Annotated in this window: 23 protein-coding genes and 2 riboswitches; of the genes, 14 read left to right on the forward strand and 9 right to left on the reverse strand. The window is 46.0% G+C overall.

The window, feature by feature from the left end; all coding sequences use genetic code 11:
• Position 1: 1 nt before the first annotated feature.
• Positions 2–196 (reverse strand): alpha/beta-type small acid-soluble spore protein, encoded by a 195-nt coding sequence (locus tag NYE36_RS07210; protein ID WP_003154717.1) that lies wholly within the window; start codon positions 194–196, stop codon positions 2–4.
• 135 nt (positions 197–331) lie between these two features.
• Positions 332–1,033: a DUF1836 domain-containing protein gene (locus tag NYE36_RS07215; RefSeq protein WP_080129853.1), complete on the reverse strand. Its 702-nt coding sequence runs from the start codon at positions 1,031–1,033 to the stop codon at positions 332–334.
• A 147-nt stretch (positions 1,034–1,180) separates the two neighbouring features.
• Between NYE36_RS07215 and htpX the strand changes: the two genes are divergently transcribed.
• From htpX to NYE36_RS07235, 4 genes are all read left to right on the forward strand, one after another.
• Entirely contained in the window at positions 1,181–2,074 is an 894-nt protein-coding gene (gene htpX / locus NYE36_RS07220; protein ID WP_007407207.1) for a protease HtpX, read from the forward strand.
• Positions 2,075–2,232: 158 nt separating this feature from the next.
• The gene (locus NYE36_RS07225) at positions 2,233–3,585 is read left to right on the forward strand and encodes a TrkH family potassium uptake protein (protein WP_033574635.1); all 1,353 of its coding nucleotides are present in this window, start codon (positions 2,233–2,235) and stop codon (positions 3,583–3,585) included.
• A 94-nt stretch (positions 3,586–3,679) separates the two neighbouring features.
• Positions 3,680–4,354, forward strand: coding sequence for a YetF domain-containing protein (locus NYE36_RS07230; RefSeq protein ID WP_244805649.1), 675 nt, complete (start codon positions 3,680–3,682; stop codon positions 4,352–4,354).
• Position 4,355: 1 nt separating this feature from the next.
• Positions 4,356–4,526, forward strand: coding sequence for a hypothetical protein (locus NYE36_RS07235; RefSeq protein WP_007610936.1), 171 nt, complete (start codon positions 4,356–4,358; stop codon positions 4,524–4,526).
• Positions 4,527–4,567: 41 nt separating this feature from the next.
• On the opposite strand, the gene NYE36_RS07240 is transcribed toward NYE36_RS07235, so the two are convergent.
• The gene (locus NYE36_RS07240; protein ID WP_061861412.1) at positions 4,568–5,590 is read right to left on the reverse strand and encodes an acyltransferase family protein; all 1,023 of its coding nucleotides are present in this window, start codon (positions 5,588–5,590) and stop codon (positions 4,568–4,570) included.
• A 255-nt stretch (positions 5,591–5,845) separates the two neighbouring features.
• Here NYE36_RS07240 and NYE36_RS07245 point away from each other — a divergent pair, with 255 nt between their 5' ends.
• From NYE36_RS07245 to NYE36_RS07255, 3 genes are all read left to right on the forward strand, one after another.
• The gene (locus NYE36_RS07245) at positions 5,846–8,065 is read left to right on the forward strand and encodes a PAS domain-containing sensor histidine kinase (RefSeq protein WP_241458166.1); all 2,220 of its coding nucleotides are present in this window, start codon (positions 5,846–5,848) and stop codon (positions 8,063–8,065) included.
• Entirely contained in the window at positions 8,062–8,559 is a 498-nt protein-coding gene (locus NYE36_RS07250; RefSeq protein WP_244805650.1) for a methylated-DNA--[protein]-cysteine S-methyltransferase, read from the forward strand. The genes NYE36_RS07245 and NYE36_RS07250 overlap by 4 nt, the downstream gene beginning before the upstream one ends.
• 90 nt (positions 8,560–8,649) lie before the next feature.
• Positions 8,650–8,769, forward strand: a complete 120-nt coding sequence (locus NYE36_RS07255) for a hypothetical protein (protein ID WP_223255230.1) — start codon at positions 8,650–8,652, stop codon at positions 8,767–8,769.
• A 31-nt stretch (positions 8,770–8,800) separates the two neighbouring features.
• Here the strand turns inward: NYE36_RS07255 and mtnA are convergent, their stop codons facing one another.
• From mtnA to NYE36_RS07270, 3 genes are all read right to left on the reverse strand, one after another.
• Entirely contained in the window at positions 8,801–9,862 is a 1,062-nt protein-coding gene (mtnA, locus tag NYE36_RS07260) for an S-methyl-5-thioribose-1-phosphate isomerase (RefSeq protein WP_094032387.1), read from the reverse strand.
• A gap of 6 nt (positions 9,863–9,868) precedes the next feature.
• On the reverse strand, positions 9,869–11,053 hold the full coding sequence (mtnK, locus tag NYE36_RS07265) for an S-methyl-5-thioribose kinase (RefSeq protein WP_094032388.1): 1,185 nt from the start codon (positions 11,051–11,053) through the stop codon (positions 9,869–9,871).
• Between the two features lie 109 nt (positions 11,054–11,162).
• A riboswitch (SAM riboswitch) is annotated at positions 11,163–11,317 on the reverse strand.
• Positions 11,318–11,409: 92 nt separating this feature from the next.
• A complete protein-coding gene (locus tag NYE36_RS07270) occupies positions 11,410–12,189 on the reverse strand; it encodes a carbon-nitrogen family hydrolase (protein ID WP_003154702.1) in 780 nt (259 codons plus the stop codon).
• 91 nt (positions 12,190–12,280) lie between these two features.
• Between NYE36_RS07270 and NYE36_RS07275 the strand changes: the two genes are divergently transcribed.
• From NYE36_RS07275 to NYE36_RS07300, 6 genes are all read left to right on the forward strand, one after another.
• Entirely contained in the window at positions 12,281–13,477 is a 1,197-nt protein-coding gene (locus NYE36_RS07275; protein ID WP_038457815.1) for a pyridoxal phosphate-dependent aminotransferase, read from the forward strand.
• A gap of 36 nt (positions 13,478–13,513) precedes the next feature.
• A riboswitch (SAM riboswitch) is annotated at positions 13,514–13,613 on the forward strand.
• Between the two features lie 81 nt (positions 13,614–13,694).
• The gene (gene mtnW, locus NYE36_RS07280; RefSeq protein WP_141137938.1) at positions 13,695–14,909 is read left to right on the forward strand and encodes a 2,3-diketo-5-methylthiopentyl-1-phosphate enolase; all 1,215 of its coding nucleotides are present in this window, start codon (positions 13,695–13,697) and stop codon (positions 14,907–14,909) included.
• On the forward strand, positions 14,906–15,610 hold the full coding sequence (gene mtnX, locus NYE36_RS07285) for a 2-hydroxy-3-keto-5-methylthiopentenyl-1-phosphate phosphatase (protein ID WP_047935655.1): 705 nt from the start codon (positions 14,906–14,908) through the stop codon (positions 15,608–15,610). The genes mtnW and mtnX overlap by 4 nt, the downstream gene beginning before the upstream one ends.
• Positions 15,568–16,197, forward strand: coding sequence for a methylthioribulose 1-phosphate dehydratase (locus NYE36_RS07290; protein WP_007408466.1), 630 nt, complete (start codon positions 15,568–15,570; stop codon positions 16,195–16,197). Before mtnX ends, NYE36_RS07290 begins: the two co-directional genes overlap by 43 nt.
• 15 nt (positions 16,198–16,212) lie before the next feature.
• Positions 16,213–16,749: a cupin domain-containing protein gene (locus NYE36_RS07295; protein WP_007408465.1), complete on the forward strand. Its 537-nt coding sequence runs from the start codon at positions 16,213–16,215 to the stop codon at positions 16,747–16,749.
• A 280-nt stretch (positions 16,750–17,029) separates the two neighbouring features.
• Complete coding sequence (locus NYE36_RS07300; protein ID WP_007408464.1) at positions 17,030–17,290, forward strand: aspartyl-phosphate phosphatase Spo0E family protein; 261 nt, start codon at positions 17,030–17,032, stop codon at positions 17,288–17,290.
• A 209-nt stretch (positions 17,291–17,499) separates the two neighbouring features.
• Here the strand turns inward: NYE36_RS07300 and NYE36_RS07305 are convergent, their stop codons facing one another.
• Positions 17,500–19,017: an ATP-binding protein gene (locus NYE36_RS07305; RefSeq protein ID WP_061046826.1), complete on the reverse strand. Its 1,518-nt coding sequence runs from the start codon at positions 19,015–19,017 to the stop codon at positions 17,500–17,502.
• A 198-nt stretch (positions 19,018–19,215) separates the two neighbouring features.
• Between NYE36_RS07305 and NYE36_RS07310 the strand changes: the two genes are divergently transcribed.
• Positions 19,216–19,662 (forward strand): MarR family transcriptional regulator, encoded by a 447-nt coding sequence (locus NYE36_RS07310; RefSeq protein WP_007408463.1) that lies wholly within the window; start codon positions 19,216–19,218, stop codon positions 19,660–19,662.
• A gap of 35 nt (positions 19,663–19,697) precedes the next feature.
• Here NYE36_RS07310 and motB read toward each other — a convergent pair whose 3' ends face one another.
• Positions 19,698–20,483, reverse strand: a complete 786-nt coding sequence (gene motB / locus NYE36_RS07315) for a flagellar motor protein MotB (RefSeq protein WP_003154685.1) — start codon at positions 20,481–20,483, stop codon at positions 19,698–19,700.
• Positions 20,455–21,270: a flagellar motor stator protein MotA gene (motA, locus tag NYE36_RS07320; RefSeq protein ID WP_244805651.1), complete on the reverse strand. Its 816-nt coding sequence runs from the start codon at positions 21,268–21,270 to the stop codon at positions 20,455–20,457. Before motA ends, motB begins: the two co-directional genes overlap by 29 nt.
• Positions 21,271–21,421: the final 151 nt, after the last annotated feature.

A 21,421-nucleotide genomic window follows, 5' to 3' on the forward strand; every position in this document is an offset into this window, starting at 1 on the left:
ACTATTGATTTTTCCCGTTTAATTGTGATTGAGCCTGCTGTACAAGACGTTTTGTCATTTCCCCGCCTACAGAGCCGTTTGCGCGTGCTGCTGTATCAGAGCTAAGGTTCACGCCGAATTCTTGAGCCACTTCGTATTTAAATTGGTCAAGTGCCTGCTCAGCCCCTGGAACTAAGAGTTTATTTCTGCTCGCCATCTTTTTCATCTCCTTTTCTCTGGCAAGATGTGTTTTCGCGTTTTAGTTTCAAACGGAACGGTATTGATTATGCTGGCAATTGTTGTACAGCAAAAAAACCCCGGCGCAGACACCGGGGCGAAGAAGCGTTATGAATTATAATAAATGGCTGGTCATTTTATAGGCTGAAGCTTGAATATGGAAAGTCAAAACGGAGAGCACCGTGACGGCGATTATGGATCTGATATTGTTCCATTGTCCGCTTCCGAGTTCTTTAAAGCAGCTTTTGAGCTTGTCCGTCTGCTCTTCGACGAGCTCCTGCAGGCTCGTTTCCTTCATCGGCGGGTTTGCCTTATGATGAAGATAATCAATCACTTGGGCGCAGCTTTCATAGTAGCTGATCGGGCTGATGACGTCGTCTGATCTGTCTGTGATCGTGTTAAAAGCGATTTTTAATATGCCGCGTATATGTTCGAAGTCATAAATTGATTTTAAATCACGTACAATGAGAAGGATGACAGCTTGTTCAATTGTATATTTTTTGCCGAGTAAGGGGTGGCCGATTAAATCTTTAATATCGCGCTTCACCCAGTTTTGGACGGCGGTTGATTTTAAAGACGTCAGCTCGCACAGATTTCCCAGCTCGACAATCTCGTTAGTTGAAAGCCCGTATTCCTTTTTCTCTTTTTTTCGTTCGAATCTCGTCAGAAATTCAGGGATATGCAGACGGCTTTCCGCTTCATCCAAGGTCATATCCGCTGATTGCAATAAGATTTGGAGAGGGGTTGCGTCTCCTTGGCCTTTTAGCGCGTAAAGAAGCCGGACCATATCAGTTCGGGTCAGTTTAAACGTGTTCATGGTTCACCTCTGATTGATTACGTGTTACTTTCTAATATCAATGGGAATTACATTAACATCATACGTCGAAATTGTTGCATTTTCAAACAGATCATTTATAATTTAAGTAAATAAGTTCTTTTGATCTTAAAAAAGACGGAGGTAATTATGGCGAAAAGAATATTTCTGTTTATTTTAACGAACCTTTTGGTCATTACGACAATCGGAATTGTGCTTACGATTATTACAAGCGTTACCGGTGTCGGCTCGTATATACAAAATGGCCGCATTGATCTGATGGCATTGCTCGTGTTCAGTCTTGTCGTCGGTTTTGTCGGTTCTTTTATTTCTCTCGGAATGTCCAGATGGATGGCCAAAACGATGATGGGCGTCCGGGTGTTAAATCCGAAGAAACAGTCGCTCAGCTATGAAGAACAGCAATTGGTTGACCGTGTGCACAGATTGTCCCGTGCCGCAGGGATGACGAAAATGCCTGAAGTCGGCATTTATCATTCCCCGGAGGTCAATGCTTTTGCGACCGGACCTTCTAAGCGCCGTTCGCTTGTCGCGGTTTCTTCAGGTTTATTGCAGCAGATGGATGATGCTGCGGTGGAAGGGGTCCTTGCCCATGAAGTCGCACACATCACAAACGGTGATATGGTCACGATGACGCTGCTGCAGGGAATCGTCAATACGTTCGTCGTATTCCTTTCCCGAATCGCGGCATGGGTTGCAAGCCGCTTTGTCAAAGAAGACCTCGCGCCGGTCGTTCATTTTATCGCGATGATCGTGTTTCAGATTATCTTTTCCATTCTCGGCAGTCTTGTCGTCTTCGCCTACTCGCGTCACAGAGAGTTTCACGCTGACCGCGGCGGTGCAGACCTTGCCGGCAAGGATAAAATGATTCACGCCCTGCGTACGCTGAAGTCTTATACAGGACATGTGAATGAAGAGGACCAGACGGCGGTGCAGACGTTAAAAATTAACGGTAAAAAGCATTCGTCACTGTTCTCCACACACCCTGATCTCGATGAGCGCATCCGCAGGCTGGAAGCAAAATAATCAACAAAACCTCTGACAATCGTTTCAGAGGTTTTTTGTTTAAAGATCGGCAAATTACATAAGGTAATGAAAAATCTTTCTAAAAAGCCCTTTAAAAATACTCCCAATATCATTAGAATAATTACGTACTACATTTGAGAGGCAGAAGGAACTATCTTATGAAATTAACACTGAAGAAATTCATACAGATCTTGTCGCCTGCACAGCTGATTGCATTATATTATTTTCTTGCTGTGACGGTGGCATTTATTTTGCTAAGTCTGCCGGCCGCCCACAAACAAGGGGCCAGCTGGTCGTTTATAGACGCGCTGTTTACGGCTGTCAGCTCAGTCAGTGTCACCGGTTTAACGGTCGTCAACACGGCTGATACATTCAGCACGGCCGGGATTGTCATTTTGGCTTTCGTGCTTCAATTCGGCGGAATCGGCATCATGACGCTCGGAACATTCGTCTGGCTCATTATGGGCAAACGGATCGGTCTGCGGGAACGGAAGCTCATCATGGTGGATCAGAATCAATCGCAGTTTTCCGGTATCGTCAACCTGATGAAGCAAGTGCTGTTTTTGATTTTATTAATCGAGTTTTTAGGCGGCATCATCTTAGGAACATATTTTTTAACGTATTATGATTCGTTTGAACAGGCGTACTTGCACGGATTCTTTGCGAGCGTCAGCGCCACGACAAACGGCGGTTTTGATATTACGGGAAATTCACTCGTCCCGTTCAGACATGACTATTTCGTGCAGTTTATTACGATGCTCCTGATTATTTTCGGTGCGATCGGTTTTCCGGTGCTCGTAGAAGTAAAGGACTTTTTGTTTTCAAAACAGCGCAGATACTCATTCACGCTGTTTACGAAAATTACGACCGTTACGTTCGGAATGCTCGTTTTGTTCGGAGCCGTGGGCATTTACGCGCTTGAAGCAAGCCATGTCATGAAGGGGAAAAGCTGGCATGATGTTTTATTTTTATGTCTCTTTCAATCAACCGCTACGCGAAGCGGCGGGCTTGCGACAATTGATATCAGCCAGCTGTCGGCGCCGACATTATTTTTCATCTGCGCCCTCATGTTCATCGGCGCATCACCGAGCTCGGTCGGCGGCGGAATCCGTACGACGACGTTTGCGCTTAACCTTCTTGCACTGTTTCATTTTGCCCGGGGAAATAAAGCGGTCAAGGTCTTTAAACGCGAGCTTCACCAGGCTGATGTCATGAAGTCGCTGGTCGTTACGATGATGGCGATTCTGCTCGTGTTCGGATCGACGCTGATTCTGGCCGTGACCGAGAAAAATCAGACGCTCCTCGGACTGCTTTTTGAAGTGTGTTCCGCATTCGGAACGACCGGCCTGTCGCTTGGGATTACTCCGCATTTAAGCGACATCGGAAAATGCGTCATCATGATTGTCATGTTTATCGGCCGGATCGGCATTTTGACCTTCCTTTATCTGATCGGCCGAAAAGAAATCGAAGCAAATTATCACTATCCGAAGGAAAGAATGATTATCGGCTGACACCGCTTTTCAGAAAGCGGTGTTTTTTATTGCCGTAAAATGGATGAGTGGAAACAGTTTCTTTGGAGAATCTACTTGTAAAGAGGTGACGTCATTGTTTACCGTATTTTGGAAGTCGGTAGTTATGATAGCGGTCGGTACCTTTTTATTGCGGATTGCCGGACGGAAATCAATCAGCCAGCTGTCGGTGACCCAGACAGTCATCATGATTTCGATCGGCTCGATTATTATTCAGCCGTTTATTGAACATAATTTATGGGAAACTATTTTCGCGGCGGCGATTTTTATTGCGGTATTAATCCTGATGGAATATTTAGAAATCAAATCAAGCTTTTTTGAGTTTTTATTTTCAGGAAAAACCGTCGCCGTTGTCAGAAACGGAAAAATCATCCCGGAAAACTTAAAAAAAATGCGTTTTACCGAAGCTCAGCTGTCAATGAGGATCAGGCAGGAAGGCCTCGGAGACATTCAAGATTTTAAATATGTGCTGCTTGAGCCGAACGGACAGATCGGCTATGAACTCATTGATGAGGCCAACAACGTGACAGTGCGCGACTTGAAAAAAATGCTTGATGAATTCAAAACAGATTTGCTGACAGAAGGAGGAAATCAAATGAAACGCAAAGCAGCAAAGAATGAAGCTTTGACCAACAACAACACACCGACTGAGAGCATGGACAAAGATGCATACAAAACACAATATGACGGTGATCCCGGACTGAGAGGCGCAAACCGCAAATCAAAACACGGCAAACAAGGAGGCGAGTAACATGACGAAAAAAAACCGCCACAGCAAAGACATGCAAAACCATAAAAAGCCGATGGACCCTAAATTGCTTGAAGAAGAGTTTGCAAGCGAGCTCGGTGATTATAACGCCGGAAAATGGATTGAAACGCTTGAACAGACGAAGCCAAAGAAAAAAGAAGACGGCAAACAATAAAAAATACCTCTTAGGCGATAACGCTTAAGAGGTATTTTGCATTATTTCGAATAAGCACCGTTTCTTGTTCCTTTCACCGCTTCAAGCCAGCCGGTGATCCGCAGCTCAATAAACGGCTGTGCGGCCGTTTTCACCGCATTGCTGGAGAGAATGGACGTAAGAGCGGCCGTTAACATTAAGAGCATGACTAAATTCTGATAATCAGACAAGTGATCTTCAAGCCCGATCTGCCGCAGCGTTTTTATAATGAATCCATGCAGCAGATACACGTAAAATGTTCTCGTACCCCATTTCGTAAAGAAATAACGCTTTTGCGGAACGAGCGCCAAAAAGCTGAAAGTGGCGGCAAAGGCCAAAACATACCAGCCGATGCGCGACAGACCGCTCAACAGCGACACTGTGCCGAATGTAGAATAAGGCTCCGATCCGAACAGCCACGAGTAATCAAAATCAATACACCAGCATAAGAGGAAAACAATCCCCAGTACGCCCGCGGCAATCTGCCTGCCTCTTTTAGCCCGAAGCAAATCAAAGTGCCGTTTCTTTAAATAAAACCCGACGAGAAACATCGGAAGAAAAACAAACGTCCGTGAAAGACTCAGCGTGCTGCTGATAAAATCAAGATACCCGATCATGACGGCAAGCCCGCAGCTCGCCCCAAGCGCCCACATTTTCGGCAGCTTCGTAAAGGGGTAAAGCAGCAGATTCCAAAAGAATAAGCTGACTAAAAACCAGAGAGACCACTGCGGATCAATCGGATTGACGCTTGCCATGCTTTCATCCTGAATCAAATAGTAAAAAACTGAGTAAATGCCCTGAAAAATCAAGTACGGAATAATCAGCTTCACAGCCAGCTTCTTCACATAACCTTTCCGCTTAAAGTTTTTTGCGAAATAGCCGGAAACCAGGATAAAGGCCGGCATATGAAAAGTATAAATGAATTTGTAGAGATGGAGCATAAACTCATTTCCGTTAATAAATGACCGGAGGATATGGCCGAACACCACCAGAAAAATCAAGATAAACTTGGCGTTGTCAAAGTAACTGTCTCGCGATTTTGTCATAGCATCACCTTCTCTTCAAAAATCATCCACTGCATGATTATTTCCTGTTGGTGTTCATTTTAAAATAAAAAACAAAAAATTGAAGGAGGACAAAAGGGATTGTTAGGATGATGTAATGGGGAGGTAAGGATCGTAGAAAAAGACTTTAACTTGTCATATCATTGAAATTTTCTGAAATGTATAGGGCGAATGAAGGAAGATGAGGTATTTTGTAGAAATATTGAAGGATAGGTTTTTGAAGAAGGAGTGTACTGAATGGCTGAAACTCTGGATTTGCAAACAAACGAGTCGCTGAAAGAGCAGCTGAAGCGGATGAAAGAGGAAAATGACCGCCTGAAGAGTGATTTGAACCGGTATCACGTGATTATGAATAACACGCTTGATGCCATTTTTATATGCCGTAAGGAAATGAAAATCGTCCAGGCGAACGAGGCTGCGGCCCGGATGATGCAGATTGAGGCAGAGAGCCTCATTAACCGCTCCGTCCTGGATTTTTTATATTCCGTGCCTCAGGAAGAACTGAATAAGGCCGTGAAAAAGTTTTTAAAAAAAGGCCATCTGTGGAAAGAGGTGCCGATTAAGCTTGACAGCGGCGCGACGAAATACATTGAATTCCTCGCCAGAGACGGAATTGGGAAGGATTATTTTTTTGTGGTGATGAGGGATATCTCCTCTAAAAAAATATTAGAGCGCGAATTCTCCATGAACGAGCAGCTGTTTAAAGATTTGTTTGACAGGGCTGTCGACGGCATCGTGCTGTTTGATAAGGACGGCGGGTTTATTGATGCGAACCTCTCTTTTTGCAAAAGTTTTGAGATCGGCCAGAATGAATTGTCCCATCTATCGCTCCGCCATTTTACCGACGGAGAAAACAAAAAGCATCTGAAAGAAATCTGGGAAACCCTCCGCAGAAAAGGAAACGCCAAAGGAGAACTGCCCGTCAAGCTTCGGTCGGGCGAAGAGAAGCTGTTTGAATTTACGATTACGTCCAACTTAATCAGCGGGTTCTACATGTCCATTATGAGGGACATAACAGAGAAACGGTTGATGGAATTGAAACTTTTCAAAAGCGAAGAGCGATTCCGCGAAATTTTTGAAAACGCCATGGACGCGATTGTCATTTGGTCTGATGACGGAAAGATTGCCAAAGCAAACGAATCGGCGTGCCGCATTTTCGAACTGCCGATGGATAAGCTGGTGGAGACGAATTTATGTACGTTTATCGTTGATCCGCAGAAAAAATATAAGCAGATTAAGAAAAAATATGAAAAATACGGGGAAATCCGTGAAGAAATGCTGTTTCAGATGGCAAACGGCCAATTTAAAGAGCTGGAATTCACATCAAAACGAACCATACTTGAAGGTCAGCATTTAACCATTTTAAGAAATGTCAGCGATCGTAAGCGGATGGAAAAAGAATTGCGGGAAAGCGAGCTGAAATTCAGAAAAGTATTCAACGGCTCAATGGACGGCAAGGTCTTATTTGACAACCAATTCCGCATTATTGACGCGAATCCTCTCGCAAGCCGTATACTCGGTATGCCGGATGAGGAGCTGAGAGCGTACACCGTTCCGGATATTCTTTCTTTATTTGATATTGAAAACGCGGGTGTTCCCGCCAGAAAGATTGATTTAGAAGGAATGGATAATGAAATCCCCTTCCTGTTAAGCAGCAGCGACAGCCGCAAACTGGAATTCTCCTTCAAAAGAAATATCATTCAAAATATGAATCTGGCCATCTTTAAAGATGTCACAGAGGCCAAAGAGCTTGAAGAGAGGCTGCGGAAATCCGACACTCTTCATGTTGTAGGGGAGCTGGCGGCGGGCATCGCCCACGAAATCAGAAACCCGATGACGGCGCTGAAAGGGTTCATTCAGCTTCTTCAAGGAAGCATTGAAGGCGAATATTCTCTGTACTTTAACGTCATTACCTCAGAATTAAAACGCATCGAGTCTATCATCACTGAATTTTTAATTTTAGCGAAACCCCAGGCGATATTATATGAAGAAAAAGACGTGACGCAGATTATGAAAGACACGGCTGATCTTTTGAATGCCCAGGCCAATCTTGTCAATGTGCAGATCCATCTGAACCTGACCGGAAACATCCCGCCGATTTACTGTGAACCGAATCAATTAAAACAGGTGTTTATCAATATTTTAAAAAACGCCATTGAAGTCATGCCGGGCGGCGGCAATATCTACGTGACCATTCAGTCTTCTGATCAAGACCACATTTTGATTTCTATTCAAGATGAAGGAACAGGCATTTCCGAAGACAAATTAAAACGTCTGGGTGAACCATTTTACACGACAAAAGACAGGGGAACGGGCCTCGGTCTCATGGTCAGCTATAAAATCATCGAAGAACATCAGGGACGCATTCATGTGGAAAGTGAAGAAGGGAAGGGCACCGTTTTTCATTTGACGCTTCCGATCCGGCAGAATACCGAAGAAAGAAGGAGCGGGGAATGATCTGTTTTACAAGTGTGAGAGCGCCGTTTGGAACCGTCATCGTAACAGAGGAGGAGAGCTTTATTACCGGCCTGTTTCTCACCGGGGAAGATTTTGAGGAATGGCGGAAAGACGCGCCCGGCGTAAAGCCGTGCGAAACCGCTTTGCTGTCGGAGGCGAAACAGCAGCTGGCATCATATTTTTCAGGAGAAAAAAAGCAATTCTCTCTGCCTCTGAGACAAAAAGGCACACCCTTTCAAGAAAGGGTATGGAACGCGCTGACGATGATTCCTTACGGGGAATCCCGAAGCTACGGCGATATGGCTGAAGCGATCGGAAAACCGAAAGCGGTGCGCGCCATCGGACAAGCCAATAAACGAAACCGGCTGCCGATTTTGATCCCTTGCCATCGGGTAATCGGCAAAAACAGCGCCTTAACGGGATACGCGGGCACGAAGACGGATGTAAAAGCGGTGCTGCTGAACATCGAACAAATATCCTATAAAGAAAAATAAAGCGTATGGCACGTTCCGTTTTTTCACGTCCGACATATCATTTTATTAAGTGAAAAAAGTTGGTCTGGTGAAAAAGGAGGACGAAGCCTGATGAAAATGAGCCGTCCGCAAAAGATAGCCGGTTATGCAGAGCTGTTTTTTAAAATGCATCTCATTACAGCCGTCCAAAAAGATAAAGTGATTACATTGTGCAGACAAAAAAACCGCTGACATTGCCTGAGGCAATATCATCAGCGGTTTTTCAGTTCAGCTGGCAGTCAGCGAATAATTGTTCAATTTCTTCCGTGTAAGAGCCGGTCACAATTCCTTTCTCGGTTATAATGCCGGAAATCAGGCTGCCCGGTGTGATGTCAAAGGCCGGATTGAAGACCGGCACATCCTCGGGAGCGGTTCGTATGCCGGAGATCTGTCTGACTTCATCCGGATCTCTTTCTTCAATCGGAATCTGATCGCCGTTTTCAATCTGCAAGTCAAATGTCGAAAGCGGTGCGGCAACAAAAAACGGAATTTGAAAGGCGTTTGCCAAAATAGCGAGGCCGTACGTTCCGATTTTGTTGGCCGTATCACCGTTTTTTGCAATTCTGTCAGCGCCGACAATGACCGCAGAAATATGTTTTTCCTTCATTGTATGGGCGGCCATGCTGTCCGTAATGAGCGTGACATCAATTCCGCCCTGCATCAGCTCCCACGCCGTCAGCCGTGATCCTTGGAGAACGGGTCTTGTTTCACATGCGTAGATATGAAGGCCGAGATCTTTTTGTTTCGCTAAGTAAAAGGGAGCAAGCGCCGTACCGTACCGGCTTGTGGCAATCGAGCCCGCATTGCAGATGGTCATGATCTGGTCGCCTTTTTTAAAAAGGTGCAGCGCATTCTGGCCGATCATTCGGCATGTTTCTTCATCCTCAATCTGAATTTGAATGGCTTCATGAACGAGCGTTGTCTTCGCTTCATTGATTGAGATCGCATCCCTGATGGAATCCGTCAGTCTGTCAAGCGCCCACGCAAGGTTGACGGCAGTGGGCCTTGAACTGTTTAAATATGCTTTGACATCCGCGAACTGACGTCGGAAATCTGAAAGGTCGCGGGCTTCAAACGACTTGGCGGAGAGCGCGAGTCCGAACGCCGCGGTTATACCGATGGCCGGGGCGCCCCTTACTTTCAGCGTGACAATCGCGTCGAATACATCTTCCTTTGTTTTAAGTTCCGCATATTCAGTGACGTCGGGAAGCTTTTGCTGATTTAAAATGCGGATGTAGGTTTCTTTCCATTCTACAGAACGGGGGATGGCAAATTCATTGGTCATGCTGCATCATTCCTTTACACGGAGCTTAAATTGGTCCAGAACCTCGGTGATATGCTTCAGTTTTTTTCTGTTTTCGATATAATAGGCGCCGATGTCAAGCGCCAGCTTCTTCCGTTCGATTCGTTTGTCAAACGGAGTGATTTCATCTAAGTCAGCCACATGGGCGAGTCCGATCGTGCGCCGGATCAATTCGCATCCCGCAAAACCGACCGCTTCCTCAAACGCGTTTTTCAGTGTGTCTTCCAGCAGGTGTCTGCGGGAAGGCAAGCAGTCTTTCTCCCATGCTTCACTGAATGTTTTCACAAATGTATCCCATACGGCGGCAGTATGATCATATAACGGCTGTCTGTCGTCACCGTCGCGGCTGAGGGCGTTTAACAGCAGATTGGCGATAAATTGGCCGATGTCAAACCCGATCGGTCCGAAGAAAGCAAACTCGGGATCAATCACCTTTGTTTCATGTTCATCGGCGAAAATGCTTCCCGTGTGCAGATCGCCGTGAACCAATGTTTCCGCGGAATTCAGAAAGATGGCTTTCAATTCGTCAGCGCCTTCTTTCAGCCGGGAATTGTTCCAAACTTTTTCTGCGTATGGGCGCAGCTCCTTTTCAAAATCGTTTGTCTCATGGTCGAGAAACGGTTCTGTAAACACAAGCCTTTCCGTAATATTGCAAAGCTCAGGATTTGTAAACTGCTTTGCGAGCTGCTGCTTTACTTTCGCATCAAGCGCATAATCAGATGAGTAAAACAGCGTTTTCCCTAAAAATTCACCGATATGAACCGATAAGTTCGGATAATGCTGCCCTTCCAGCAGCCCTTTTCTTGAAATTCGCAAATGCGAGAGGTCTTCCATTACCGTGACGGCCATTTCAGTATCGGAATAGTAAACGGCCGGAACGAGGTGCGGCACGTGTTCGCCCTGGCGGATGAGGGCGCTGCTTTCGATTCTCGCCCGGTCAATGGTAAGCGGCCAGCTTTCACCGACGACTTTCGCGTAAGGGATTGCCTGTTTAATAATCAGTCCTTTTTTGTTTTCTTTATCGTAAACATGAAAGACGTAATTTAAATTGCCGTCGCCGATTTCACGGCATGTCAGAGTGCTTTTGCTTTGGAATAAGCCGAGCTTGACGGCTAACGCGGCGGCGGAGCTTTCTGTTAATTGTTCATAAAGACTTGCTTTAGTTGCTGACATGGATTTACCCTCCAATTATGTAGTGGCAGTAAGAGATCGTGACGGAGAATACGCCCGAAAAAAAGCCTCCTTCTCTGAAAGAGAAGGAGGCTGAAACAGTGCAGTCCGCCTCTTATCTCTCAGATAACATCTGATGGAATTAGCACCGTGCCTTATGAGACAATCGTCTCGGCGCAAAATGTACGCGCCCCATTTCACAATGGAATTACGGTCGGTTGCTGTTGGGGTCAAAAGGCCAATCCCTCGCCCAACTCTCGATAAGAGAAAAATATATTGATTTGTATCACAATTCGGATTAATCAGTTGATGAAAATATTAGCAGGCGCGGGATATTCTTGTCAACGTTTTTTTGAAAATTAATATAAATCACGCCGCAAGTCTTGGAAAACCGGAATGGTTCCGCGAACGGCCGCGCTTTCTGACACATCGATTTCCGCTCGGACTGCGCCTTCCGTCCGGTCTCCTTCGGCTAAAATCCGGCCCCACGGGTCAATAATCAGGCTGTGGCCGGCAAATTCATTATCGGGATTGGACCCCGTGCAGTTAGAGGCTGCGACAAAACATTGGTTTTCAATTGCTCTGGCGATAAGCAGGCTTCGCCAATGATCAAGGCGGGGCAGAGGCCATTCCGCAGAGATAAACAGGACATTCGCGCCCTGGGACGTATGCTTTCTGATCCATTCGGGGAAACGGATATCATAGCAGATAAGCCCGGCGCACTTGACACCGTCAAGCTCAAAGGAACCGTCGCTGTTTCCTGCTGACAAGTAAAGGTGTTCATCCATCAGCTGAAACAGATGGGCTTTCTGATACCGCTTCACGATCTGTCCGCTGTTATCGGCGATGTACATGGTGTTATAGACATTTTCGCCTTCTTTGACCGCAAAAGATCCGGCAACGAGGTGTACGTTGTATGTTTTTGCCGTTTCTTTAAGCCATTGTTCCGAAACTTTGCCGTTTTCATCCGCCAGCTGGTCTAGCCGTGTGAGATCATAGCCGGTCGTCCACAACTCAGGAAGCACGATTACATCCGCATGGCGGCTTTCTTGCTCAATCAAAGATTCTGCTTTTTTAAAGTTTTCTGAAGGATTTCCGTATGAAATATCAAATTGCAAACAGGAAACGGTCCATTTCATTTTTAAACACCTCAAGTTTCTCTTTACTTTTTTTATTTAACCATATATGATGATGGACTATCATTTCAAGACATTTTTAGAAGGTGAAAATATGAACTTTGAAATCTCAGATGTACTCAAACAGCTGCCGGAACAATTTTTCGCATCATTGGTGCAAAAAGTGAATCAAAAGCTGAAAGAAGGCAGAGACGTCATCAATTTAGGGCAGGGAAACCCTGATCAGCCGACGCCTCAGCATATCGTTGAAGAAATGAAGCGCGCCGTCGAAAGGCCGGAAAATCATAAATACTCATCATTCCGGGGCGCTTACAGCTTCAAAAAAGCAGCCGCTGCATTTTATGAAAGGGAGTACGGGGTCACGCTTGATCCGGAAACGGAAGTCGCCGTGCTGTTCGGAGGCAAGGCGGGACTTGTTGAGCTTCCGCAATGTCTATTAAACCCGGGAGATACCATTCTGGTGCCTGATCCCGGATATCCTGATTACTGGTCGGGCGTCGCCCTTGCGAAGGCGAAAATGGAAATGATGCCGCTGACGGAAGAAAGAGGGTTTCTCCCTGATTACAGTGTAATTCCTGAAAAGGTGCGGAGCGAGGCGAAGCTGCTGTATCTCAATTATCCGAATAATCCGACCGGCGCTGTGGCGACAGAGGCGTTTTTCGAGGAGACGGTCGGTTTTGCGGAGCAAAACGGCATTTGTGTCGTTCATGATTTCGCGTACGGAGCCGTCGGTTTTGACGGGCATAAACCGCTGAGCTTTTTGCAGACCGAAGGCGCAAAAGAGACGGGAATCGAAATCTATACCTTGTCCAAAACGTATAATATGGCGGGCTGGCGGGTCGGATTTGCCGTCGGAAACGCTTCTGTCATCGAAGCGATCAACCTTTATCAGGATCATATGTTTGTCAGCCTGTTTCCCGCGGCGCAGCAGGCGGCGGCAGCCGCACTTTTAGCGGATCAGGCATGCGTCGCGGCGCAAAATGACAGATATGAATCGAGACGCAATGCATGGATTAAAGCCTGCCGCGATATCGGCTGGGATGTAACGGCTCCGGCGGGCTCTTTTTTTGCATGGCTCCCTGTGCCTGACGGTTATACGTCACAGTCGTTTTCAGACCTGCTGCTCGAGAAAGCGGATGTCGCGGTCGCTGCCGGAAACGGGTTCGGAAAATGGGGGGAAGGCTATATAAGGGTCGGTCTTCTGACAAGTGAAGAAAGACTTAAAGAAGCTGCGGAACGGATCGGGAAACTGAATCTTTTCACCCGAAAAAGCATTGACATATCTGGATAACAATGCGATAATTCAAAATACTTTATAAAATCATTATTCTTATCAAGAGCAGGCAGAGGGACGAGCCCGATGAAGCCCGGCAACCGACTGATAAAGCACGGTGCTAATTCTTGCAGCAGGAGCTGAGAGATAAGATTCGGACATAACACGAAGCCTCTTTCTGCTCATACGGAAGAGGTTTTTTTATGTTTTGCGAAAGAAAGAGAGGCGTTCACGCATGAGCGAAGTATTGGCAACATATCTTCTGACAGACACAACGGACAGTGAAAAGCGGGCGGAACAGATTGCGGCGGGGCTGACGGTAGGCTCCTGGACTGACCTGCCCCTGGTGAAGCAGGAACAGCTCAGAAAACATAAAGGGCGGGTCGTAAAAGTTGAGGAGAAAGAAGGAACCTCAGAAAACGAAACACAATCCGTCATCACCATTGCCTATCCCGAGGCGAACTTTTCAAGAGATATTCCGGCCGTCCTGACGACGGTATTCGGAAAGCTGTCACTGGACGGAAAAATAAAATTGACTGATCTTGAATTTTCCGAAGGGTTTAAACGCTCCCTTCCCGGGCCGAAATTCGGTATATACGGCATCCGCAAACTGCTGGGCGAATTTGAAAGACCGCTTCTGATGAGCATATTTAAAGGCGTGATCGGACGGGATCTCGCCGACATTAAAGAACAGCTCAGACAGCAGGCGCTCGGCGGCGTGGATCTGATTAAAGATGACGAAATTTTCTTTGAAAATGAACTGGCTCCGTTTGAAACCCGCATTATCGAAGGAAAACAAGTCCTGAAGGAAACCCGGGAGGAGACGGGGCATAAAACGCTGTATGCCGTAAACCTTACGGGAAGGACCGCTGAATTGCGGGATAAAGCGAGGCGCGCGGCAGAACTCGGGGCGGACGCGCTTTTATTGAATGTGTTCGCTTACGGTTTAGATGTGATGCAGAGCCTTGCTGAAGACAGGGAAATCCCGCTTCCGATCCTGGCGCATCCGGCAGTCAGCGGCGCGTTCACATCATCTCCCGTTTACGGCTTGTCGCATGCGCTTTTGCTCGGCAAGCTGAACCGCTATTGCGGCGCTGATTTCAGTTTATTTCCGTCACCTTACGGATCCGTTGCTCTTCCGAAGGAGTCCGCGCTTGCAATCCATGATGAATGTGTAAAAGACGATGTCTTTCATCCGTCGTTTGCCGTCCCGTCAGCAGGCATTCACCCCGGTATGGTGCCATTGTTGATGCGCGATTTCGGCATCGATCACATCATCAATGCCGGCGGAGGCATTCACGGCCATCCGAAAGGAGCCGAGGGCGGGGGAAAAGCGTTCCGCGCCATCATTGATGCGGTGCTTGAAGCGCAGCCGATTGAAGAAAAAGCCGCGTCGTGCAAAGATCTTCAGCTCGCATTAGACAAATGGGGAAGGGTGGAAGCCGTATGACCCGCACACCGCTGATTATTTGTGATTTCGACGGAACGGTCACCATGAACGACAACATTGTCAGCATGATGAAACAATTCGCGCCTCCTGAGTGGCTTGAATTAAAAGACGGTGTTCTGTCTAAAAGCATATCAATCCAAGAAGGAGTCGGACGGATGTTCGGACTGCTGCCGAGCAGCTTAAAAGAAGAACTGACCGGCTTTATTCTGAAGGATGCGAAAATACGGGACGGCTTTTTGGATTTTGTCTCGTTTGTCCGGTCAAATGGCCTCCCGTTTTATATCGTAAGCGGGGGAATGGACTTTTTTGTGCATCCGCTTTTGGAAGGGATCGTAGAAAAGGAGCGGATTTTCTGCAATCATGCATCCTTTGACAATGAATATATTCATATAGACTGGCCGCATGCCTGTGACGGAGATTGCACCAATCAATGCGGCTGCTGCAAACCGTCAGTCATCCGAAAGCTATCCGATCAGCAGAAATTTCTCATTATGATCGGTGATTCGGTCACGGATGTTGAGGCTGCAAAGTTATCCGATATGTGCTTTGCGAGAGATTATCTAATGACTGAATGCAAAGAACTCGGCCTCCGGCATCTGCCTTTTCAAGATTTTCATGAGGTGAAAACAGGCATTGAAAACATCGGGGAGGTGCAGGCATGGCTGCAAAAGAAGAACGCTGGCGCGAACTTGCCGAGGTAAAGCGCGAGCTGGCTGAAAGAGACTGGTTCCCGGCAACGAGCGGGAATCTTTCCATCAAAGTATCCGACGCGCCGCTGACTTTCCTCGTTACGGCGAGCGGAAAAGACAAACGAAAAGAAACAGATGAAGATTTTCTCTTAATCGATGAGAACGGGAAGCCCGCTGAGACCGGCCATTCTTTAAAACCCTCAGCAGAAACGCTTCTCCATACTTACTTATACCAAAAGACAGACGCCGGCTGCTGTCTGCATGTCCATACCGTCAATAATAATGTCATCTCAGAGCTTTACGGGGATGAAAAACAAATCACTTTTCAGGGGCAGGAGATGATTAAGGCGCTCGGATTATGGGAGGAAAACGCGTCCGTGACCGTTCCGATCATTGACAATCCGGCGCACATCCCGGCATTGGCCGAAAACTTCGCGCACCATGCGGCCGCCGGCTCAGGCGCGGTGTTAATCCGCAATCACGGCATTACGGCATGGGGGCGGACCGCATTTGAAGCGAAAAGGGTGCTGGAAGCCTATGAATTTTTATTCAGCTGTCACCTCAAGCTTCTGTCACTTCGGCCGCAGCTGGTAAAATAAAAGGAGGAATAGAAAATGGCGACCATCAGAATTCATGACGAAAAAAATACGCTCATTGAACATCAGGAAGAAGTAGCGCGCTTCTTAGACGAACAAGAGGTGATCTATGAGCAGTGGAACATTGAAAAACTTCCGTCTGAGCTTTCGGAAAAATACGATCTAACCGAAGATGAAAAAGAACGGATTCTCGCGGCGTTTGACACGGAGATTCAGGACATTTCAGCCCGGCGCGGATATCAGTCTCAGGATGTCATTTCTTTATCAGACACCACGCCGAATCTTGATGAATTATTAAAAAATTTCCAAAGAGAACATCACCACACGGATGATGAAGTCCGCTTTATCGTCAGCGGACACGGCATCTTCGTCATTCAAGGCAAAGACGGCACATTTTTCGACGTCCGTTTAAATCCGGGAGATTTGATTTCAGTTCCGGAGAACATCCGCCACTACTTTACGCTTCAGGAAGACCGCCGGGTCGTCGCAATCCGAATCTTCGTGACGACTGAGGGCTGGGTGCCGATTTACGAAAATGAAAGTGTGCAAAACTGATAGACGCCCGAACCTCTCATGCACCCACCGGCATGAGAGGTTTTTTATTGTAATATAAAGTCAGCTTTGGCTGTTTTTTAATTCTTGAATATGCCGCATTCTGTTTATATCATTACCCGAATGGGTATTATTCTCTTATTCATGCTAAAGATTCCAATATGAAATGAAAAAATAAGTTATTTAGTAAAAAAATGTTTACAAATAAAGTATAATCTGTAATAATGCTCAATAACCCAATCAAACTTGTTTCCTATTCTTTTAGCGGTGAGGGGTGAAGTGAATGGGCAGTTATTCTGAACAAGAAAAATTGCTTCTATCTATTGATAAAAAAAGAAAAATGATGATAGATGCGGCTAACAGGCAAGGGTTTACAGGATATGACACGATCAGGCACAGCCAGGAACTGGACTGTCTGATGAACGCGTATCAGCAGCTGGTAAACCGTGATCGTACACATCACCAAGGAATACAGGGCCTTGTGAAGAAAATAGGCTTGTTCTCCCGCGGTGACGTCATGCCTGCATATGAAGCAAACAAATGATGGATGATAAAACAGATAACGAAGACTGAATGCGCTTCCTGATCAAGCGCCGCATCCGAAAGATGACCGCGTACAGTCAGCACATTTTTCCGCTGGCACGGCTCACGAAGCGCCTCGTACTATCTGCCGGCTATGATGCCGTTCCTCTGGTATATCCTCTTACACATACTCTTCTTTAAATAAAAAACACCCCGATCAGGGTGTTTTTTTCATCGAGAAGCGGCAGGGAGGGTAATGGTGACCTCTGTGCCCTTATCGACTTCGCTTTGAATGTCAATCGAACCGCCGTACATCAGCATGATTCGTTTACATACGACAAGGCCGAGGCCGGTGCCTTTTTCCTTTGACGTTACAAACGGAAGAAAAATGTGCTCAAGCATATCTTCAGAAATGCCCATTCCGTTGTCAGCCACCTTAATGACTGCTTTATGATCGCGGGCTTCTAAATAGATGGACAGCCGGCCGCCTTCCTGCATGGATTCCAGCGCGTTTTTCGCGACATTTAAAATCACCTGTTTAATATGGTCTTTCGTGCAGTTGACCTTGAGCGGCCGATTGACGAGAATCTCCACATTCACTTCCACATTGTATAGATTCCCTTCAGAATAAATAATCGGCATAATCTCATCAAGAATATCCTGCAGCGAGTTCACTTCCAACCGTTCAGCAGTGGGTTTTCCAAGCACTAAAAACTCACTGACAATCTGATTGATCCGTTTAATCTCCTGCTCAATAATTGAGAAATACAGCTGATCTTCCTCCGATTTGTATTTTTTCTGCAAAAGCTGAATGAAGCCGCTGATCCCTGTAAGCGGGTTGCGGATTTCATGGGCGGTGCTGGCGGCAAGCGTTCCGATCAGCTCCAATTTCTGCGCTTCATTTTGAGCGCGCTCCAGCTGGGTCTTGCGCTTAAGCAAATAATATTGAACGAGGATGAACAGAATATTCAGCAGCACGGCAATACTGGACATCGGCAGCAGCACGCTTTTGGTCAGCTCATTCAGCTCAACCGGTTTCGGATAAACATTGATATTCCAATTAATATCATCCAGATAGCCGCTGACCGGTTTCACACCTTCTGATTGATCAGCCCGTCCGCTGGCAAATATCACTTTATTCTGATTGGTTGCCTTGACATAAACGTCAGGGCTCAGCATATTGATCATATTTCTCAAATAATCGACTTGTATGGCGGCTACTAAATAATCCGTGACTTCCCGTTCTGCGTCTAACACCGGCACGCAGATCGTGAAGATGCGCTGGCCTGTAATTCTGCTGGAGTAGTCATTTGTGATGACCGTTTTTTTCGTCTTTTTCGCCTTCGTAAAATACGGTCTGTCGGCCAAATTCACCTTTGATTTCAGATCAGTCGTGCTTGCGATGACATCACCTTTGGAATTCAGCATATACAGTCCGCTGAATCTGGGTTCATCCTCAAAAGCCTGATCGAGAATGTCAATGATCTTTTCTTCATTGACAGGCTTATCGACAGCGATCGCAAGTGTTGTCATCCGGGCTTTTGTTTCACCGATTAAATAATTGAGCTTATTGCGGTGAAGGTTGAGCATCATACTGGCTTCCTGTATGTGTTTATCGGCTATTTTCTGCTTTTCTTTTTCATAAATGAAAAAGCTGATAATAAGTGCCGGGATGATCACCAATATGAGATAAAGCTTGATCTTTCCCCGGGCACCTTTAAATGTATTCACTCTGCATCGCTCCAACATTACACTTGAATAGAGGTATTATATCATTTTTATACTTCTTTAATAAGAAAAAATAACCAAAATGATAGAAAAACAAATTATTTTATTAAGGTCTGACAAAAAGAAGAGAAATTTTGGAAACATTTTTGTTGACATTTTTCATTTTGTTTATTAATGTTTCTCTGTAACGGTTTCTTTTGTAAAAGGATGATTGAATGTATGACGGATAAAACAGAAAACTCATTGAAATTATTTATTGTACTGTCACGTGCGTACCGATCTATTAACGACCATATGAATAAACATATTCATAAGCACGGCCTGAACCCGACGGAATTTGCGGTGCTTGAGCTGCTGTACCACAAAGGCAACCAGCCGCTTCAGCAGATCGGCGACAAAATTTTATTAGCGAGCGGAAGTATTACATACGTTGTTGACAAATTAGAGAAAAAAGAACTTCTCATCAGAAAAGCCTCGCCGACTGACAGAAGAGTGACTTTCGCACAGATTTCCGAAAAGGGAATCCGTCTTTTGGACGATATTTTCCCTGATCATGCTGACGAAATTAAAGAAATGATCAGTGTGTTGAGTGATGAAGAGATAGAAATGTGTACGGAAATGCTGAAGAGAGTGGGGTTAAACGCTAAACATTTTCATCAGAAATAAAAAAGGAAGCCATTTGAAAGGCTTCCTTTTTTATATTACTGATTTTGGTCAGTCGCGGCGTTTCTAGGCTGTATCAATACCTCGACGCGCCTGTTTTTGCTGCGCCCTTCGGCGGTTTTGTTCGACACGGCCGGTTTATACTCTCCGAAACCTTTGGCGCTGAATACTTTTGCGTCAAGTTTCGGGTTTTCCGTGAGAATAGCCATGAAGTTGACGGCCCGCATGACGCTTAAATGCCAGTTAGATTGATATTGTGAGTTTTTAATCGGTACATTGTCCGTATGTCCGCTGATAATAATGTTCCTTGGCGGATTCAGCACAAGGAGATTCGAGATTTCCTTGGCAAGCGGAATATCTTCCTGACGGATATCCGCCCGTCCGGAATCAAAAAAGATACTGTCTTTAATGGTAATTAAGAGTCCTTCTTTAGTCAGCTTTGTTTCCAGCTGAGTTTCAAGCTTTTTATTTTTTATAAATTGATTGACTTGCTTTTGCACGCCTTCAAGTTCTTCGCGGTCGGCTGCTTCTCTTTCTTTCTTTTTCTGTTCTTTATCTTTTTCCTTGTCTTTTTTTAACTGATCAACGCCGTCTTTTTCGTTTTCAGGAGGGGTGACGCTTGAATATTCAAGAACACCCGTGCCTCCGGTAAACACGGCGTTAAATGATTTAGACAGCATTTGGAATTTCGCCGCATCGACCGAGCTCATGGCGAACAATACAATGAACAGAGCCAAAAGAAGGGTGAGCAAATCCGCGTACGGGATCAGCCAAGACTCATCCACATGCTCGTCATCATGCTTCTTCTTCTTTTTTCTCGCCATTGTTTGCCTCTCCTTCTTGTTCAGCGACTTTTGCGCGTTCATTCGCAGGAAGATACATGAGAAGTTTTTGTTCGATCACTTTCGGGGCCTGTCCTTCAAGCACTGACAGAACGCCTTCGATCATGATTTCACGCAGTTTGACTTCCTGCTTTGATTTGCGTTTCAGTTTGTTGGCGAAGGGATGCCATAGTACATATCCTGTGAAAATCCCGAGAAGGGTGGCGACAAAAGCCGCACTGATGGCATGTCCGAGCGCCTCGGTATTGTTCATGTTGGAAAGAGCCGCGATAAGGCCGATGACCGCACCCAAAACGCCGAGTGTCGGCGCATATGTGCCGGCTTGTGTAAAGATGGCTGCGCCGGCCTGGTGTCTGTCTTCCATCGCTTCAACTTCCTCAGTCATAATATCTCTGATAAATTCTGCGCTTTGTCCGTCAACCGCCATACTCAGGCCGTTTTTCAAAAATGCGTCATCCACGTCTTCAATGCTTGCTTCCAATGCGAGCAGACCTTCACGTCTGGCGATTTGCGCCCATTGAGAGAACATAGGAATTAATTGCGCAATTGTCAGCTGTTTGTTTTCTTTAAACAGCACTTTAAAAAGGGCAGGCACTTTTTTGATTTCTTTTCCGGGGAATGCGATGGTCACCGCAGAAATCGTACCGAACAAAATAATCAGAATAGCTGCCGGGTTAGCGAGTGCGCTTAAGCTGACCCCTTTCAGCACCATGCCCACGCTTAAAGCAATCAAGGCGAGGATGATACCGATAATCGATGTTTTATCCATAGTTTTCACCAAATCCTTTATACTAGCTTTCTATGGTTAATATCGGTGGCAGTGCATGGAACTTTAGGGTGATTGAGAAATTGTTCCCGAATTCTTCACAGTTTCTCCCTTTCGGCATGGAGAAAGAAACAAAAAAGCGGCTCCCCGCGAG

The organism is Bacillus sp. FSL R5-0593, assembly GCF_038603755.1.
Taxonomy (GTDB): Bacteria; Bacillota; Bacilli; order Bacillales; family Bacillaceae; genus Bacillus; species Bacillus velezensis.

Bases quoted from the DNA above. Each gene is read 5' to 3' on its own strand.
- NYE36_RS07300 (WP_007408464.1), top strand. From the start codon at position 17,030: ATGGGCAGTTATTCTGAACAAGAAAAATTGCTTCTATCTATTGATAAA.
- NYE36_RS07255 (WP_223255230.1), top strand. From the start codon at position 8,650: ATGAAAATGAGCCGTCCGCAAAAGATAGCCGGTTATGCAGAGCTGTTT.
- mtnA (WP_094032387.1), bottom strand. From the start codon at position 9,862: ATGACCAATGAATTTGCCATCCCCCGTTCTGTAGAATGGAAAGAAACC.
- NYE36_RS07225 (WP_033574635.1), top strand. From the start codon at position 2,233: ATGAAATTAACACTGAAGAAATTCATACAGATCTTGTCGCCTGCACAG.
- NYE36_RS07305 (WP_061046826.1), bottom strand. From the start codon at position 19,017: ATGTTGGAGCGATGCAGAGTGAATACATTTAAAGGTGCCCGGGGAAAG.
- NYE36_RS07240 (WP_061861412.1), bottom strand. From the start codon at position 5,590: ATGACAAAATCGCGAGACAGTTACTTTGACAACGCCAAGTTTATCTTG.
- NYE36_RS07295 (WP_007408465.1), top strand. From the start codon at position 16,213: ATGGCGACCATCAGAATTCATGACGAAAAAAATACGCTCATTGAACAT.
- NYE36_RS07235 (WP_007610936.1), top strand. From the start codon at position 4,356: ATGACGAAAAAAAACCGCCACAGCAAAGACATGCAAAACCATAAAAAG.
- NYE36_RS07270 (WP_003154702.1), bottom strand. From the start codon at position 12,189: ATGAAATGGACCGTTTCCTGTTTGCAATTTGATATTTCATACGGAAAT.
- mtnK (WP_094032388.1), bottom strand. From the start codon at position 11,053: ATGTCAGCAACTAAAGCAAGTCTTTATGAACAATTAACAGAAAGCTCC.
- NYE36_RS07250 (WP_244805650.1), top strand. From the start codon at position 8,062: ATGATCTGTTTTACAAGTGTGAGAGCGCCGTTTGGAACCGTCATCGTA.
- motA (WP_244805651.1), bottom strand. From the start codon at position 21,270: ATGGATAAAACATCGATTATCGGTATCATCCTCGCCTTGATTGCTTTA.
- mtnW (WP_141137938.1), top strand. From the start codon at position 13,695: ATGAGCGAAGTATTGGCAACATATCTTCTGACAGACACAACGGACAGT.
- NYE36_RS07310 (WP_007408463.1), top strand. From the start codon at position 19,216: ATGACGGATAAAACAGAAAACTCATTGAAATTATTTATTGTACTGTCA.
- mtnX (WP_047935655.1), top strand. From the start codon at position 14,906: ATGACCCGCACACCGCTGATTATTTGTGATTTCGACGGAACGGTCACC.
- NYE36_RS07210 (WP_003154717.1), bottom strand. From the start codon at position 196: ATGGCGAGCAGAAATAAACTCTTAGTTCCAGGGGCTGAGCAGGCACTT.
- NYE36_RS07275 (WP_038457815.1), top strand. From the start codon at position 12,281: ATGAACTTTGAAATCTCAGATGTACTCAAACAGCTGCCGGAACAATTT.
- NYE36_RS07215 (WP_080129853.1), bottom strand. From the start codon at position 1,033: ATGAACACGTTTAAACTGACCCGAACTGATATGGTCCGGCTTCTTTAC.
- htpX (WP_007407207.1), top strand. From the start codon at position 1,181: ATGGCGAAAAGAATATTTCTGTTTATTTTAACGAACCTTTTGGTCATT.
- motB (WP_003154685.1), bottom strand. From the start codon at position 20,483: ATGGCGAGAAAAAAGAAGAAGAAGCATGATGACGAGCATGTGGATGAG.
- NYE36_RS07290 (WP_007408466.1), top strand. From the start codon at position 15,568: ATGGCTGCAAAAGAAGAACGCTGGCGCGAACTTGCCGAGGTAAAGCGC.
- NYE36_RS07245 (WP_241458166.1), top strand. From the start codon at position 5,846: ATGGCTGAAACTCTGGATTTGCAAACAAACGAGTCGCTGAAAGAGCAG.